Genomic DNA, 16,095 nt, shown 5'->3' on the forward strand with positions numbered 1-16,095 from the left:
TATCTACATACGAATACTAGCTTTTCGGAAACCGTCAAATATATTTATTGCAGCAGATAATGTGTAAATTACAATTCCACCGCCAACTAACCACGTTTTAAATCCCTCTAGGGAAATAGTAAATGCATTTGCCAAATACGTAATAAACCCTGCGTTAAATACATGTGGATTTACTACAATTACAATGAATACTATCGTCCCAGCTACCTGAAGAATAGCATTCCCAATCGCCAATCTTTGCGTCCATTGTCCCTGCACTAATTTATAAAGGGATATACATATTTCAAAAACGATCATAATTACAACGATTGGCCAGTACTGCAATAAAACATCTTGATTAAAAGTTGGCGAGACAAACTTCAGTCCATTTGCCGTACCGTTATATACGCCAACAAGATGATTCGCATAAAAATAAAGTGTAGCCCAAACTGCTGTCCACATTAAACCTCCAAAAACTTCAAACTTCGAGATTGCTTTTTTCTTTGGGATATACGAGATGTTTTTCAAATCATCTGGTGTCCATTTTTTTAAACTTGTCGTCAACGGCTCGATACCTTTGTCTGTATCTGTTCTTTCTAAAATAACAAACACAAGTGTCAACCAGAAAAATACATGGAGGCCCACTTCAAAAATTTCCCCAATGCCTTTACCTATCAATTGAAAAATAACATTTAATACTGCTTGATCACCACTATAGCCTATAAAATTTTCTGCAATCATTGATATGAGTGCAATGACAGCTGCGATTGGTATAATCATTTTTAACAACGTTGTATATACATCAAAATAACGTGGTCCAATTAAATGCATCGGTCTATCCAAATAACCATTAGCCAATGAAACCGGACTCCCCAATTTTTCGAGAACGCTCTTTACATCTTTCTCATTATAATCTTCAGGTAACATATCATCTATAATTGACCTTAGTTCAAGTGTAATATCTTCACGATTTTTTTCAGGTAATCTCTTCGCAACCTCTTGGATATAGAGATCAATTAAATTCATTCTCTTCCTCCTTTAATAAGTTATAAAGTTCTTTCGAATCCTTTATCCATTCTTTTTTCAACTGCAAAAATATTTCTAATCCATAATCACTTAAAACATAATACTTACGAGGTCTACTCTCCGTTTTATCCCAATTACTCGTCACTAATTCCTGCTTTTCTAATCGGCGAAGTAGTGGATATAAAGTACTTTGATCAATTGTAACCCCTGATTGCTCCAATAACTGGACAAGTGAATATCCGTACTGAGGCGTTCTTAATTGACTTAAAACAGCTAACGTTAATGTCCCTCTTCTTAACTCAGTAATTAACGAATTTAATAAAGTATCCATTCACTCACCTCATTTCCATTACTATATGTCATACAGTATGTGTTTTATACTATGTATCGTACAGTATTAATGTGACAAAAACTATAATTTTTTACCAAAAACAGATAATGAACAGCGCAAATTATATGATTTGTGCTTTTTTAGCTAAGTTATATATAACACTCTATAAGATAACAACCTTAACTACTAATTTTGAAGTTGCAGTAATGCTATATTAAGTTACAAATATCGTATACATATGATGTGAACATAACATCTCACTATAGGAAGCTATAAAAACGGTGAATTACCATGCTTGAATGATTCCCGTTTTCAGCACCTAATCAACGTTATTTCCTTCATAAACTTCATCTTGTTCAAAATCTCTATTTTTGTTTGGTTTATTAGAAGAAAAATAAAAAACAATTAAATTAGGTTAATTGTTTTTCAAATACAAAATCTTTATTTTTTTAAATAACCTATGATATTCGAAAAGACAAATTCTCCAAATGCAAGTGGTATATAAATAAACCATAACTTTAATATTGCCTTTGTTTCTTTGTGATCAGAATCCCCCATTAAAACCAACCCTATCCTTTATTTTCAAATATTTTGATTTTAATTCCAATAATAAGAAGATTATACCATTTACAAGTTTAATAGTCTATTTTTTCTAAAAATTAAATAAACATATCCCCTCAATATTCAGATAAACATAATAACTTTTTTCGTTTCATCTTCAAAGTCAATAATGGGTCCTGTTAGAACCGCTACATTACCAATCGATTAGATCCCGTGACCAATAAAATCCATCTTAAATTCTTCCCACTTTAATTTATGTAATGATATAATAACACTAAATTTTCAACACGTGCTTAATAGATTGGGGACTTATAATGGATAAGCCTCTCACTGCATTACAAACTATTATTATACATATGAATACAAATGAGCATTGGCATGATTTTATTTGTTACTGTCAGCATCGCCAAGCGGGACTTCGAAAATTAGCTTTTAAACATTTAGAGACATTTATTACAAATGCAAAAAAATAGGAATCAAAAGTTCAAGAAGAGTTTGCCATTTCGCTGTTTACTATTTTAGATGCATTAAACGAAAAAGATGAGGTCTTAACTTTCTCACTAAATAGTTTTCTAATTGACATTCTATATAGATGGACAGAAAACAACCCATTTGATTCAAGACCTTTTAGATGGATAGGAATTTATATGGACTCTAGCAATAAAGAAGACGATTTAGAAAAATCCCTTCGAAAAGCGATTGAATTAGGTGGTGATACCGAACAAGAAGCCATGATATACCTAGTTTCTAATTACATCAATACTTTAGAATTTGGTACACATGAATTCCCTTCAGGTTATTGCGGAGATTTAAGCGAATGCATAGAAAAACTTCCCTATATGCTTCAATTAATTGATAGAATTCAGAATAAGAACATAAAGGAGCAAAACATTGGGCAAATACAAGAACGACTACACCTTATTCTAGATTGGTTAAAACATATACAAACTCCAGTAGATGCTGTTCGTACATGGAAAAAAGAACAAACTAAGGCATTAGAAAAGGTCATTGTATATTATTTACACAACAGCTTAAGTCGTTAATTCATCTACCATTTCAATATAAAAAAGAGGATTTTCATACAGTACTAGAAAATCCTCTTTTTATATTTATCCCACATTAGCTTGCAGTAAAACTCCCCACTGATTATAGTTTCACTTTATTTTAATCCTTTAATTAAAGGTGACGCTTCCCCACTATGGAAAATCCATAAGTCATGAAGTGATCTCGTACATCCGACATATAGTAACTTTGCATCATGTTTTGTGTTTTTGTAATGTTCCTCATCCACATCAATTAAAAGCACCGCATCAAATTCTAAACCTTTCGCTAAATAGACAGGTACTACTGATATACCACCTTCATATTTACTTTGGTTTGCTTCAATTACGTTTACCGTTAATCCTGCATTTGTTAATTTCACATATATATCACGGCATTCATCTTCTGTTCTTCCGATTACTGCAATTGTTTTCACATCTGCATTTTGCAAATGTTTTACCGTCTTCACAATTTCAGTAAATTGATTTTCGGCATGAATTACTTTCACATCTTCTCCACTGCGGAAGACTGGTGTTGCGAGTCCTACTGGGATTTCTGCATTTTTAATTATTTCATTTGCAAATTCAATAATTTCTTTTGTAGAACGATAACTTCTTGTCAATTCATAATAACCGGTTTCTTGGAATACTTCCTTAAAAGCATTCCAATCTTCAATTCCTTGGTAATCATAAATCGCTTGCGATAAATCACCTAATATAGTGAAAGAATTACCTAATGTAATTTCTTTTAATGCATAAATTTGGAAAGGCGAAAAATCTTGCGCTTCATCAATAACAACGTGATGAAACTTCTGCCCGATTTCAATCCCTGTTATACGATGATGTATGTATATTAAAGCTGGTAAATCTTCTACATACACTTCTTTTTTACGACAACTCTTTTCTGTTTCTTTAACAAGTTCTTCAGGTAATACCTCAAGTATTTCTTTACTTTTTACTATTGAACTATACAGTGAAAGAGCACTCATTTTCGGCCAAAACTTCATATATGCGTTGAGTCTCTTAGTCGCTTCTTTTTTAAGTAATTTTTTCTCGTTTGTTTCCCCGAATTTTTTAAGTTCAATTTCAATCCAGCGCTTCATTCGTCCTACTAATCGTTCTCTTCTTTTCTGTAAAGGATAATGTTTATATTCAACTTGCATCCATTTTTTAATATCTTCTACTGGAATAATCGCTCTATCCCACGCCTCAAAATCTTTTGTCGGAACTAACTCATTTTCAAATTGGATCATTCTCTCTTCAACAAACGTCTTAAATTCCAACGTACCCTTTAATTTACCTAGCATTACCTTCTTTTCATCACGATTAATTGAAAATGCTTCTTTCAATTTTTCTTCTGTCTGCTTTAGTTTCACTGAATCATCTAACGTACGTAATGCCCAATCCGGAAACGTTGTTTGACTAATATTCCCTACACCTAATTCAGGAAGTACACTCGAAATATAGTCTAAAAACAGACTATTCGGCGCAAATACGATCATTCTTTCTGCTTCTAATTGTTCACGATATTCATAAATTAAAAAAGCAAGGCGATGTAAAGCAATTGTTGTCTTTCCGCTCCCTGCAACCCCTTGAATAAGTAATGGTAAATTTCTTTCCGCTCGAATAATATCATTTTGTTCCGATTGAATTGTTGAAACAATATCCTTTAGCTTATTATCTTTATTCTCACCTAATCGATATAGAAGAAAATCATCGGCATGGGATACATCTTCATTTCCTTTTACATATGTATCAACAACACGTTCAAGTTCTCTTTTTCGAATGGAAATGTTTCGTTTTAAATACACATCACCTTCTACTAACCCATCTGGTGATTGATAAAATGCTAATTCTTCTCCACCGGTAAATGAATAAAACATACTTGCGACAGGCGCTCGCCAATCAATAATGATTGGCTTCATCGTGTCCATATCCGAAACCCCTACTTTTCCGATATAAATCGGCATAACTTCTTCTTTTCCATCTTCCTGAAAATCTAACCTTCCAAAGTACGGCTCTTGCACACCAATACGTAAGTTTTGTCTATTAGACTCCCTCATACTTTCAAGAATTTGCTCTTTAAAATCTTCTCCATAATAAACCGGGGTTTTTTCAAGCTTATCCAATTGCTCATCCATCGTATGTAAAGTATCCTTCATTTTTTGTAACTCATCTTCAAATATGTTGCTCATTTCGACGATTCCCTCCTGTCCGTTCTAATTTTTCAGTCGAAGTATCATTGTATTAAAAACCCAATCATAAAGTCAATAGTTTCCATTTAAATTTTCCGAAAAAACTTACTTTTCATCTTTCTAATTTAAAAAGAATATGCAACATCTAAATCACACAAATACACATATAGTATAGTGATGCATACAAAAGATACTACTTTCTATTTGTCTCCTATTTAATTTATCTATTAAAAAACATTGTAAAAATGAAAGACTTTAATCAATGGACGTTTTACTGCCCACAAATAGTAGGATAAATAAAAGTAAAGGAGGCTCTTCAAATGAATGTCGCGAAAAAGAAACCGTTAAAGTTATATTTACTTATTTTTGTATTCACTGTTTTGGCCAGTGGGTGGATTGGGGTATTCCTAGATTCTCTTCTAACAAATCAACCTGAAGGAAACACTTTAGGTATGGGATTATGGCTAATATTACCTTTCCTCGTAAGCATTTCACTTAGAGTTATTAGCCGAGATTGGAATGATTTTGGCATCAAGCCAAATTTGAAAGGAAATTTTATATGGTATTTCACTGCACTACTTATTTATCCATTTGTTACAGTAATAACGATAAGCATATCACTCATTTTTGGAATAGCTCATATTTCTAGTTTTGATATATCCACGTTATTGTCACTCATAGTCATGTCTACTATTGGTAACTTTATTAAAAACATTTTTGAAGAGTTTTCTTGGCGGGGTTATTTAACTCCAAAGTTGATTGAACTAAATCTAAACGATTGGTACATTTATATTATTTCTGGTTTCATTTGGGCACTTTGGCATGCTGCTTACTATCTAGTCTTTTTACCAAATGAGTATTTTGAATCTATCTCAAGATTAAATATGCTTCTATCTGGCTGTATCCTTATGGTTTGTTGGTCAATTATGTATGTTGAAATATATAGACTTACAAAATCCGTCTGGCCATGTGTTATCATGCATGCAATCGAGGATGCTGTTCCTACTGTTTTAGTTACAATAACAGGGATTATTACTCTTACAAACAGTAGTGATTTTTGGTTAAATCCTATTAGCGGGGTCGCTGCTACTGTTTTATTTCTCGGAATTGGAATCGTACTAAGAACTATAAGAATAAAAAGAGAACGACAATTATTCACACAATAAAAAGCAGATAATGAATTCGTCATTATCTGCTTTCCAATTTTTAAAACTACCTTATTATATTTTTTGATACATAAGCCAGTCACCAGAGTCTATCACTTTCTTTAACATCTTTTTATCCTGAGCGATATACACATATGCCTCAATTTCCCTATCAGCAACATATACTGTTTGCGTGATTCGATTATATAAATCAGTCTCCGCATTGCCTGTATATTCTTCTAGTTCATCTAACTTACACAATATCTCATCATTTACTACATAAATTTCTCCATACACCTGTTCTTCAATCGAATAAGTCATGGCTGGATATCCTTCGTTCGTATCAAATAATTTTCCATATGTCCAAGCTCTGTCTGCGATGCATGTTGCACCTAGCATATAATGAGCATTCGTTTGTCCTCTTCTTAACGTTCCATAAACGAAAACATGATACATAAATTCTTATCCCCTTTATATGCCTCTACTTTCTTATTTGTAAATAAGCACGAATCATAAAGTAACTCACTTCATTCGGAAGCTGTTCTTTAATAGATTTCAGACCACCATCTGCATTTTGAACGGCAGTTTCAATAAGAGATTCATACTCTGCTGAAACAAAGCTTTGCCAATCTACTTCCATTCCATCCTCATAGCAGCGAATTAAATGGTTTTCGATTGTTTGTCTTGATAAGTTACGTTCTTTTGCAATCTCATTCAAATCAATACCTTGTTTATACATTTCATACGTTTCTAAATGAGAATTTGCGGACGCTTTTCCTGACTTTTTACGCTCTGAAACTACTTCTGTCTTAATCGTTTCAGCATAATTTGGATTTTCCTCAATAAAATGCTGAACTGCTTGTAAGAAGTGCGAGCCGTATTTCACAAGTTTGTGTTCTCCGATACCTTTTACCGTCAACAATTCTGAATCACTTTGCGGCATTTTTACACACATATCTTTTAATGTTTGGTCAGAGAAAATAACGAACGGAGGTACACCTTCTCCTTGTGCAATTTCTTTACGTACTTCACGAAGCACTTCAAATAAAGGATGGTCTTGAACAATTTGTCTTGTCTCTACTCGTTCTTTTCGTAAAACCTTCTCTTTACCAAGTAATACTTCTTTCCCTTTTTCAGTTACTTTTAACGTCGGATAAGTGCCATGTTCAACTGCAATTAACTCGTCTGAAATTAAAAACTCAATAAACTCACTGACCTCTTTTACACTACGGTTCGATAAAAGCCCATACGTTGGTAAAGTATGAAAATTAAATTCAATAACTTTCTTATTTTTCGACCCAGTTAATACTTGCGCTATCATTTGCTTTCCAAAGCGTTGGTTCGTTCTAATCATGCATGATAAAACCATTTGTGATTCCCTTGTCACATCGATGCTCTCGCGATTGTCTGTACAATTACCACAGCGTCCACAATCTTCTTTCGGTTCTTCTCCAAAGTATTGCAAAATGAATGATTGTAAACATTGTTCTGTATGACAGTAATCGGTCATATTTTGCAATTTTTCAAGTTCATTTGAAAAACGTGATTCTCCAGTTGATTGATCAATTAAAAAACGCTGTACTTGTACATCTTGAGAAGAATATAACAATATACATGTACTATCTAATCCGTCACGACCAGCACGTCCTGCTTCTTGATAGTAACTTTCCATATTTTTTGGTAAGCTGATAATGAATTACGTAACGAATATTCGATTTATCAATACCCATCCCGAATGCAGATGTTGCTACCATTACACTTACTTCATCTCGTAAAAAGAGTTCTTGTTGCTCATTTCGATCAATATCACTCATACCAGCATGATATTTTGATACAGAAACACCTGCCTTCATCAAATCTTCATATAATTGATCGACTACTTTTCTAGTAGCTGCATATATAATCCCAGATTCCTTTTGATTTTGACGAATATAATCCGCCAAATATGCATTTCGATCTTGCCCTTTAATGACAGAAAACGATAAGTTCTCACGCTCAAACGTTGTCATAATGGTATTTTTTTGATTAATTTCAAGTGTATTACAAATATCATCACGTACTTGCGGTGTTGCTGTTGCTGTTAATGCTAATATGAGCGGCTTTTCTGGAAGATAATCTAATATGCGATGTATATGTAAATAACTTGGACGGAAATCATGTCCCCACTGTGAAATACAGTGTGCTTCATCAATCGCAATCATAGGGATTTTCATATCGATAAGTTGGTCAACAAACTCCATCGAATCAAGACGCTCAGGCGCCACATAAAGTAACTTGTAATGTCCTTGTTTCGCTAATTGAATTCGCTGATTTGCTTCTGCAATAGATATAGAACTATTAATATATGTAGCTGAAATGCCATTCTGTACCAATGTATCTACTTGATCCTTCATAAGTGATATTAAAGGTGATATAACCAACGTCGTTCCTTCAAATACTAATGCCGGAATTTGATAACAAATCGACTTACCGCCACCCGTTGGCATAATACAAACCGTATCTTTCCCATCTAGTACATTTTTAATTGTTTCATCTTGTCCTCTTCGAAACGAAGAATAACCAAAGTAGGACGCTAAAAGTTCTTGTGCTTTAGTAAACAAAAAAGAGTCACCTGCTTTTCTTTATCTTTCATCTACTTCTATTATATCAATCACTTATGCGACTTGAAAGGGATGATTAGATGCTTATTGTTTTTTCATTATTCTATGTTTCTTCACTTATTTAATATGAATTAGCATCATTATTTTATATGTTTTACAACATTTATAACGTAAATCCAGTACACAAGAAGAAAGAGTTTCAATTTAAATGTTCATTTTATTTCCCTTTCTTGAATACTACTAATCGTATACATATAAATTCAGGAGGTTACTATATGAAACATCGTAATACGAGGTCCATCACGGCAAAAACGAAAACAAAACAACTCCAATTCTCTAATAATGATGCGTGGAAATATGAATCATACTATAAGTATCAGCCATTATTCTCTTATAAAAAGCTTTTTAATTTTCTTTCTCAACTTTTTAAACGTTAATATATGCGCAAAAAATATATTATTCACAGAAGTTTTCTCAATATTAAACATATAGACTTACTACAATTGAGTTGTTAACATATATAATAATCTGTTGGATAAACCCCTTAAGTTGACCTGCTTATATTAGCAGGTCTTTTTCATAATTACATACTTCTATGCACCTCAATCTCACTTCCAAATCTTTTCTCCATTTTATAACCATATTTAACTCCCAACAATTAATGATAATCATAAATTGTTGGGAGTTAAATTGTTCACATATAATTATGCAATTCTTCTTTCTCAATACACAAAACACATTTTACTTGTTACTATAAAAGTACTCCAGATGAGTTTTTTGCTCATCGACATTATCTAGTTATTGGGGCCTGCCGCGGGAAGCAGGTCCCTTTGACTGTATGAAGGTCCCAATTTCATTTGGACACATTTACCAGGTTTTTTCAAAAGAATTTTATGATAACATTACGTAGTCGAGTCCGACATCTCGGCAATACCCTTTTGAGGGTCTGTAACTTCCCTTGCAGACCCTCTTTTACTTTATATTCAAATTATTCATATATATCACAACATCATTCATTGAATTTCTCCATTTCAAATTCCCTAAAAATAATCTAGGACACGGAACTAAAAATAAATCTTCATCATACTTTGAGTTATACATGTTCAAAGGAGTGTTACTATTTATGTATTCTTATTGGCAATCGTATTACTCCCCCTACCATAACCCTTATGTAAACTATGATTTATCCGTACGGAACTACCGAATTAGTAAAAATGAGAATTTTTTAAAAGGATATATGCGTTCTTTATTGGGAACAACACGTCGCTTGGACGAGATTGGCTATTATAAGTATAGTATTTAATTTACCAGATGTTAACGTTACTGTTGGACGACTTCTACAAAACGCAACACATATGGGACTATCACTTGAACCATTTTACGGTGAAGATGCAGTAAAAAAATATAGTGCATTAATTAAAGATCACTTAGTAATTGCAGCGGATCTTGTTAAAGCCGCAAAAGCTGGTAATCAAAATGCAGCGGCCGCTATAGAGAAAAAATGGTACGCTAATGGTGACGCAATTATTGAATTTCTTAACAGTATCAACCCATATATAGATAAAGAAGAATTTAGAAAAATGTTTTATGAACATTTAGCACTAACGAAAGCAGAAGCACTTGCCTTCCTAAATAAAGATTATGAAGCAGGAGTAAAACTTTACGATAAAATTGAAAAAGAAGCATTAGAAATGGCTGACATGATAACAAACGCACTCGTAAAACAATTCCCGCAAGTATTTCAATAAAGTGAAACTTTAATCAGTGAGGGGTTTGTTCATCCCCCACTGATTATCAGCTCTCACCAATCGGCTTATTTAGTTTTCTCTCCATGATATTTCACCTCTCCTCTTTACATTTAGCTTATATCGATATATTTTATTAATATCCGTTTTTTATAGGAGGAAATAGTTTGATTAACGCGATTGGTCTCGTTTTTATACTTACAAATAAACACGAGAAAAAAAGAAAGTTTACTTAAATGAAAAATTTGCACTAATAGATATTATTGATTCTAAAGAAGTATTTGATGATGAAGGGAATCCTTTAGTAGAACTAACATGTAAATACAGTATATATTTAGATGAAAAATATTACTGTAAATCTCTCGATGATTATACCGGACAAGTCTTTCCTTTCTTAAGTGCAAAAATAGGAAAAGGTCTTCTAAGAAACTTAAACTACTACTTTTCTTACGTTGATGCCTATGATAAGAAACCACCAGTTAAAGAAATAAGACCACTTATGAAACAAGTAACTAACAGATAGCCAAAAATACCAAAAAAAGAAAGCATCTAACCCTGGATGTTTTCTTTTTTATTAAAAACTCATTAACTTTCATCCTCTTCTAAAAGTATGTATCCAAGCATATTTTAAATTAAAAACATTGGAGGATTAGAGTGAATGAAATACTCAGAAACAATTATAAGCAAACGACTTCGAATACTTAAAATGACGGGTATGTTTTTCATGCTAGTGTTAATAGCATGGATTGGCTATACAAAATTACTTTATGAAAACGGCTTTCTTCAAGAAAAAAAGAATTCAGTAGAAGTAATGAACACTAGCATTACAGGAGAAATAGAGCAGCTTTTTCATATAAACTTGCAAGGCTATCGAAAAACAAGCCTTGATGCTGTTATAGAAGCCAGTAAAACCGATCCAAGTGAACTATCCTTAATTGAACTAGTCAACAAATCCTGCTCGCGAGATTGCATAGGTGAACCAGTTACATATGTAAACTCAAACAATGGATATATCTTTTATAAGGAATCTAATGGAACTAATGTAGCTATAACGGTTAAAAAGAAAGACACATGGGTAATTGTAAAGAAATCTGTTCAAGATGGAATATAATCACCCCAAAAAAGAGTACGCATCGTACTCTTTTTTATTATTAATACCCTTCCTCTTCATGCCTACAATGGCATTTCGCTTTTGTTTTACAATGACATTTTTCACACTCACACTTCGGTTTCTCTTTGCAACAACACTTGTGAAAATCATTGCGCTTACATCTACATCTCCCAAACATTAAATCATCCCAAAATTTATTACAATCTTGAAAATGTCCACAATGACAAGTATTTCTCATAAATATGCTTCCTCCTTGATAGAATTCATCATATTCTATGTTTGAAAGTATACAAAGGCTTGTTTATTAGTCTATTTTCTCCATATTATAAGTAGAGTTAAAAGATTAAATAAAAATAAAAACCGTCACATGACGGCTCTTATTTTTATTTAGCAAACTACTTTTATCTCACGTACTCATAGTACCATTTACGTGCATCTAACCAAGCTGTAAATTTATCGATATTCCCGGACGGATAGCCATTCGTTATAGCATAACCAATGCCATCTTTTTGAACGACAATTTGTCCATCAATACCCGCATCAACCATAGCTTGAGCCAAAGCTTGTAAATTACTAAATGCTACACCACCAGTTTTTACTTTGAGCAAATTCGCTGCACCTCCTCCAGTTTGTCCTGTAAGAGCAAATACAATAGAATTCGCGATTTTATCAACATTCCATTTTGCCATGTCGGATTCATTATCAATAAACCCTAATTCAATAAGGATAGCCGGTGCCTTCGTTCCATTTAATACTGCTAAATCTGTACGTTGTTTCGCTCCTCGATTACGCCATCCAATATCTTTTGCTAGTTGAGCTGAGATTTTAGCCGCCAAATCTTTCTGATCATAATATAAAACCTCAACACCCTGTCCATTTCCATCACTTGCATTAAGATGAAAAGAAATAACTAAATCCACAGCATGGGAATTGCTATTCCGAATGATATTATTTAAATTTTGTGATTGAGTTGCCCCTACCTCGTCCGTATCGTCATAAACCGTGTGTCCTAGGGCTCTTAACTTAGCCGCCACGGCATCTTTAACTTGCCTATCTAGAACGTGTTCTTTCCGATTCCCGAAATTAGCACCTTGAACAATACTATTGTGTCCTCCGTGCAAACTATATCTAGCCATTATTCATCAACATCTCCTTTCTTAATATCTTATTCAAAACTTGTCTTATTGCTATTCCCACTTACAATCTTAACTGTGCCCATACGTCCTACATTTTCTAAAAGTGACGCAATTTGTTTTCGATATAAAAAGCTATCGCTTCATAAATCGAATGATTTATTCTCTAAATTACTTTTACATGAATGACGACACGAACAAAAAAGCATCACCCTTTCGGCGATGCCTAAAAACTCTATTTTACTTTTCAGCTCCCTAAATAAATAGAGTTTAAAATCACTGAAACTACACCTATATTTCCTCCCTTTCCTTCACAGCTTCTTTCAACCTCTGCAACATATACCCAATTCCTTTACACCCCTCTAGCGGATATGTAATCATTTCTTCTGGATATAACTTTGTCACTACTTTTTTATGCTTCTTCCCTGCTAGTAAGACGATTTCGTCAAACTGTAGTAAACTTTTATCTACCATCTGTTTTTGTAATTGCTCTATACTTATTACCTCATCGCTTTTTGAATCAAATGCAAGATCATAGTTTTCTAATACAATATCACTTGGTCTTAAAAATCCATGTTTCGCTGATAATATAACCCAGTTTTCGAAAAACATAGTTGCGTACGCCTGACATGCTTTTCCGAACGGACTAATATATACATCTTTTGCTTCCATCGGTCCGTAGTCTGAATGTTTATCCCAAATTTTCTTTTTTCCGCATGGAATTATACATAGCCTTTTCATATATATTTCTACTCCCTTTACTTTGGTAAATAAAATTCGTTATTTTGTACATTTTTTTCTCGAGATACTATATAATAATTCTGAAAGTTAAAATTACACATTTTACCATATGCGTACTATAGATTACTCTGATTGCAAATATTATAATACCATAAAAATTTTTCATTTTTTCTTCAAAATAATGAAAGTAAATCAAAATAATAGTATGTATTAATAAAGCGATAAAGGAGGTTCATAAAAATGAAAAATATTATCCCTGCACTATTAGTCTATTTTATCGTTTGCGTTATTTCCGTTATCATCCCAGCATCTGAAGGCTATAATTATGTCGGCTGGAAGTTATTTGTTGGGCAAGTGTATGCGATACCTATTTTCTTCATTACTACGATAATCACATTTTATATAAACAAGAAAAAATCTTACGAATAAACGATTATAAGGATAGCTAACGCTATCCTTATTTTAATTCGTTAATCAAAACTTTATATCCTTTCTTCTAAAAAGTTAAACGCAGTTCCTCCGAAATCCAGCTCTCTAATTTTGAAACAGATTCAATATTTTTTCAAAAAGCCCCTGTAATTTACTTTTCAATACTTCCATATCATTAAGCATACACAATGCGACTGTTTAAAAATTAAAAATTTCTGCTTATTATAAATAAAAAAGGACAAGTAGCCAATCTGACTACTTGTCCTTACTGTTCATCTGTACGCAATACGATTAAGCTTGGAATGCTTCTGTTAATACTGGTACGATTTGTTTTTTACGAGATACAACACCTTTTAAAGTAGCTGTATTGTTTTCTAGTGATACGTTGTATGCTTTCTCAACAACGTTTGCTGCTTTACCGATCGCAAGACCGACAGAATCGTTAGTTAAGATATCAGTTACAACGAATAAGAATAGGTCTAAACCTTTTTCTTCTACTACTGCAGAAATTACTTTTTCAAGTTCCGCTTGGTGTACAAGAACGTCGTTTGTATCAACAGCGTTTACTTGTGCGATTTCAACTTTCGCATTACCCATTTGGAATTCTTTAGCATCAAGAGAGATTAATTGCTCCATTGTTTTTCCGCTTAAGTCAGCACCAGCTTTTAACATTTCTAAGCCGTAGTTATCTGCATCTACACCAGCGATTTCCGCTAATTCACGAGCAGCTGCTACGTCTTGTTCTGTGCAAGTTGGAGATTTGAATAGTAAAGAATCTGAAATGATTGCAGATAACATTAAACCTGCAACTTCTTTACGAATTGTTACGCCATTTTCTTTGTACATTTTGTTTAAGATTGTAGCTGTACAGCCAACTGGCTCACAACGATAGTATATAGGATCGCTTGTTTCAAAGTTAGCAATACGGTGATGGTCAATAACTTCTAACACACGAACTGATTCGATATCGTTAGCACTTTGTTGACGCTCGTTATGATCAACTAAAATAACGTTGTCCACTTCGCTTGCTACTGTCTCAACAAAACGCGGTCCTTCTACTTTAAAATAGTCTAACGCAAATTGAGTTTCACCGCTGATTTCGCCTAAACGTACAGGCTCAGCATTCATTCCTAATTCTTTTTTCAATTCTGCATAAGCAATTGCAGAACAAATTGCATCTGTATCTGGGTTTTTATGCCCGAAAACTAGTACTTTTTCCATGTTTTCCACCTCTTCATGAAAAGGATATCTTAAAGAAGCAAATATGACAATATTTAAAGCATATTTTTTTATAAATAATTGCACTTTCTTCTATATTTTTCATCATTTTCATAAAAAAAATCATCTAAAATGAATTAGATGATCGAAATGTATATTTCAATTAAAATAGTGTAGGAGCTTGCACTACATTGTTAAAAGCGAAATTTGAGGATAAGCCATTATTCAAAAGGTTTACATCTATAACTTGATAAAACGCATTTCCAGTGTCTGCAATTTCCCAAACAGCTAAAATAAGATGGTATCCACTACGGTCAGTTGGTACATTCGCTTCGTGCGTTACTGTTGTTCCTGGTCTAGCTCCACCGTCATTTTTCACATAGAATGGCACTAAATCTAAATCTGATCGCGTCAAAGGTTTATTGGGATTCCAACCTTTTTTCGTAATATAGTATTTCCACTCTTTCGTACTATGAGGAGCCGTTAGTTTCCACTTGAATGTATTCGTCCCGCCATTTAACGTAACTTTCTTCCACCTATCTACAGTTTGAACATCTAAAGCGGGAAAATGACCAGCCCCTGCAATTTGTCCATCAGAAGGTCCTAGTTGCGGAAATCCACCTATTCCTTCTACGCTTTGAGGTTCATATTGAATCGGTCCACAATTTACATTTCCCCCTTGCTTACATAAATAAGATCGGCTCGCTGGTGATTCTACATATCCATGAGCTGAAGCCTTTTCTGAAAATCCAAATGTTAATAATCCCGTAAGTAATACGCCACCACTTAAAATAACTTTCTTCATCTTTTGTAAACTATTCTTTTTCATTCTTTCATCCCC

At 33.3% G+C, this 16,095-nt stretch carries 13 protein-coding genes and 4 pseudogenes; 7 read left to right on the top strand and 10 right to left on the bottom strand.

The genetic code is table 11. The features are described from left to right. Nucleotides 1-3: 3 nt before the first annotated feature. On the bottom strand, nt 4-1,005 hold the full coding sequence (locus HMPREF1014_RS14015) for an HAAS signaling domain-containing protein (protein ID WP_001048871.1): 1,002 nt from the start codon (nt 1,003-1,005) through the stop codon (nt 4-6). Then, nucleotides 992-1,336, bottom strand: coding sequence for a PadR family transcriptional regulator (locus HMPREF1014_RS14020; RefSeq protein ID WP_000380300.1), 345 nt, complete (start codon nt 1,334-1,336; stop codon nt 992-994). Before HMPREF1014_RS14020 ends, HMPREF1014_RS14015 begins: the two co-directional genes overlap by 14 nt. A gap of 875 nt (nt 1,337-2,211) precedes the next feature. Here HMPREF1014_RS14020 and HMPREF1014_RS14025 point away from each other — a divergent pair. Next, nucleotides 2,212-2,940: pseudogene (locus tag HMPREF1014_RS14025) on the top strand (hypothetical protein). Nucleotides 2,941-3,056: 116 nt separating this feature from the next. Here HMPREF1014_RS14025 and HMPREF1014_RS14030 read toward each other — a convergent pair. Continuing rightward, a complete protein-coding gene (locus HMPREF1014_RS14030) occupies nt 3,057-5,132 on the bottom strand; it encodes a HelD family protein (RefSeq protein WP_000065178.1) in 2,076 nt (691 codons plus the stop codon). Between the two features lie 320 nt (nt 5,133-5,452). Here HMPREF1014_RS14030 and HMPREF1014_RS14035 point away from each other — a divergent pair, with 320 nt between their 5' ends. Then, entirely contained in the window at nt 5,453-6,298 is an 846-nt protein-coding gene (locus HMPREF1014_RS14035; protein ID WP_001099765.1) for a CPBP family glutamic-type intramembrane protease, read from the top strand. Nucleotides 6,299-6,352: 54 nt separating this feature from the next. Here the strand turns inward: HMPREF1014_RS14035 and HMPREF1014_RS14040 are convergent, their stop codons facing one another. Further along, nucleotides 6,353-6,733 carry a gamma-glutamylcyclotransferase family protein gene (locus HMPREF1014_RS14040; protein ID WP_000274905.1) on the bottom strand — a complete coding sequence of 127 codons (381 nt, stop codon included), beginning with the start codon at nt 6,731-6,733 and terminating at the stop codon, nt 6,353-6,355. A gap of 25 nt (nt 6,734-6,758) precedes the next feature. Continuing rightward, a pseudogene (gene recQ, locus HMPREF1014_RS14045) lies at nt 6,759-8,877 on the bottom strand (DNA helicase RecQ). Between the two features lie 275 nt (nt 8,878-9,152). Between recQ and HMPREF1014_RS31600 the strand changes: the two are divergent. The 4 genes and pseudogenes from HMPREF1014_RS31600 (at nt 9,153) to HMPREF1014_RS14065 (ending at nt 11,733) form a co-directional block, all read left to right on the top strand. Continuing rightward, on the top strand, nt 9,153-9,314 hold the full coding sequence (locus HMPREF1014_RS31600; protein WP_000682746.1) for a hypothetical protein: 162 nt from the start codon (nt 9,153-9,155) through the stop codon (nt 9,312-9,314). A gap of 686 nt (nt 9,315-10,000) precedes the next feature. Continuing rightward, nucleotides 10,001-10,625, top strand: a pseudogene (locus HMPREF1014_RS14055) (acetylglutamate kinase). 164 nt (nt 10,626-10,789) lie between these two features. After that, nucleotides 10,790-11,145 (top strand): annotated as a pseudogene (locus tag HMPREF1014_RS14060) (cytoplasmic protein). A gap of 135 nt (nt 11,146-11,280) precedes the next feature. Further along, entirely contained in the window at nt 11,281-11,733 is a 453-nt protein-coding gene (locus HMPREF1014_RS14065; protein WP_000877572.1) for a hypothetical protein, read from the top strand. Here HMPREF1014_RS14065 and HMPREF1014_RS31605 read toward each other — a convergent pair whose 3' ends face one another. The 3 genes from HMPREF1014_RS31605 to HMPREF1014_RS14075 all read right to left on the bottom strand — a co-directional run bounded on the left by HMPREF1014_RS31605 (nt 11,734) and on the right by HMPREF1014_RS14075 (nt 13,607). Further along, entirely contained in the window at nt 11,734-11,907 is a 174-nt protein-coding gene (locus HMPREF1014_RS31605) for a hypothetical protein (protein ID WP_000503012.1), read from the bottom strand. Between the two features lie 227 nt (nt 11,908-12,134). Beyond that, nucleotides 12,135-12,869, bottom strand: coding sequence for an N-acetylmuramoyl-L-alanine amidase (locus HMPREF1014_RS14070; RefSeq protein ID WP_000135284.1), 735 nt, complete (start codon nt 12,867-12,869; stop codon nt 12,135-12,137). A 288-nt stretch (nt 12,870-13,157) separates the two neighbouring features. Then, nucleotides 13,158-13,607, bottom strand: a complete 450-nt coding sequence (locus tag HMPREF1014_RS14075; protein WP_000824873.1) for a DUF6884 domain-containing protein — start codon at nt 13,605-13,607, stop codon at nt 13,158-13,160. 240 nt (nt 13,608-13,847) lie between these two features. Here HMPREF1014_RS14075 and HMPREF1014_RS14080 point away from each other — a divergent pair, with 240 nt between their 5' ends. After that, on the top strand, nt 13,848-14,036 hold the full coding sequence (locus tag HMPREF1014_RS14080) for a DUF4017 family protein (protein ID WP_000789486.1): 189 nt from the start codon (nt 13,848-13,850) through the stop codon (nt 14,034-14,036). 291 nt (nt 14,037-14,327) lie between these two features. On the opposite strand, the gene ppaC is transcribed toward HMPREF1014_RS14080, so the two are convergent. Next, on the bottom strand, nt 14,328-15,257 hold the full coding sequence (gene ppaC, locus HMPREF1014_RS14085) for a manganese-dependent inorganic pyrophosphatase (protein WP_000416865.1): 930 nt from the start codon (nt 15,255-15,257) through the stop codon (nt 14,328-14,330). 160 nt (nt 15,258-15,417) lie between these two features. Continuing rightward, a complete protein-coding gene (locus HMPREF1014_RS14090; protein ID WP_000742273.1) occupies nt 15,418-16,083 on the bottom strand; it encodes a lytic polysaccharide monooxygenase in 666 nt (221 codons plus the stop codon). Between the last annotated feature and the right edge of the window lie 12 nt (nt 16,084-16,095).

The sequence above is a fragment of the Bacillus sp. 7_6_55CFAA_CT2 genome (assembly GCF_000238655.1).
GTDB classification, from domain to species: Bacteria; Bacillota; Bacilli; order Bacillales; family Bacillaceae_G; genus Bacillus_A; species Bacillus_A cereus.

Coding starts and splice junctions, on each gene's coding strand:
- HMPREF1014_RS14015 (WP_001048871.1), bottom strand. CDS start 1,005: ATGAATTTAATTGATCTCTATATCCAAGAGGTTGCGAAGAGATTACCT.
- HMPREF1014_RS14020 (WP_000380300.1), bottom strand. CDS start 1,336: ATGGATACTTTATTAAATTCGTTAATTACTGAGTTAAGAAGAGGGACA.
- HMPREF1014_RS14030 (WP_000065178.1), bottom strand. CDS start 5,132: ATGAGCAACATATTTGAAGATGAGTTACAAAAAATGAAGGATACTTTA.
- HMPREF1014_RS14035 (WP_001099765.1), top strand. CDS start 5,453: ATGAATGTCGCGAAAAAGAAACCGTTAAAGTTATATTTACTTATTTTT.
- HMPREF1014_RS14040 (WP_000274905.1), bottom strand. CDS start 6,733: ATGTATCATGTTTTCGTTTATGGAACGTTAAGAAGAGGACAAACGAAT.
- HMPREF1014_RS31600 (WP_000682746.1), top strand. CDS start 9,153: ATGAAACATCGTAATACGAGGTCCATCACGGCAAAAACGAAAACAAAA.
- HMPREF1014_RS14065 (WP_000877572.1), top strand. CDS start 11,281: ATGAAATACTCAGAAACAATTATAAGCAAACGACTTCGAATACTTAAA.
- HMPREF1014_RS14070 (WP_000135284.1), bottom strand. CDS start 12,869: ATGGCTAGATATAGTTTGCACGGAGGACACAATAGTATTGTTCAAGGT.
- HMPREF1014_RS14075 (WP_000824873.1), bottom strand. CDS start 13,607: ATGAAAAGGCTATGTATAATTCCATGCGGAAAAAAGAAAATTTGGGAT.
- HMPREF1014_RS14080 (WP_000789486.1), top strand. CDS start 13,848: ATGAAAAATATTATCCCTGCACTATTAGTCTATTTTATCGTTTGCGTT.
- ppaC (WP_000416865.1), bottom strand. CDS start 15,257: ATGGAAAAAGTACTAGTTTTCGGGCATAAAAACCCAGATACAGATGCA.
- HMPREF1014_RS14090 (WP_000742273.1), bottom strand. CDS start 16,083: ATGAAAAAGAATAGTTTACAAAAGATGAAGAAAGTTATTTTAAGTGGT.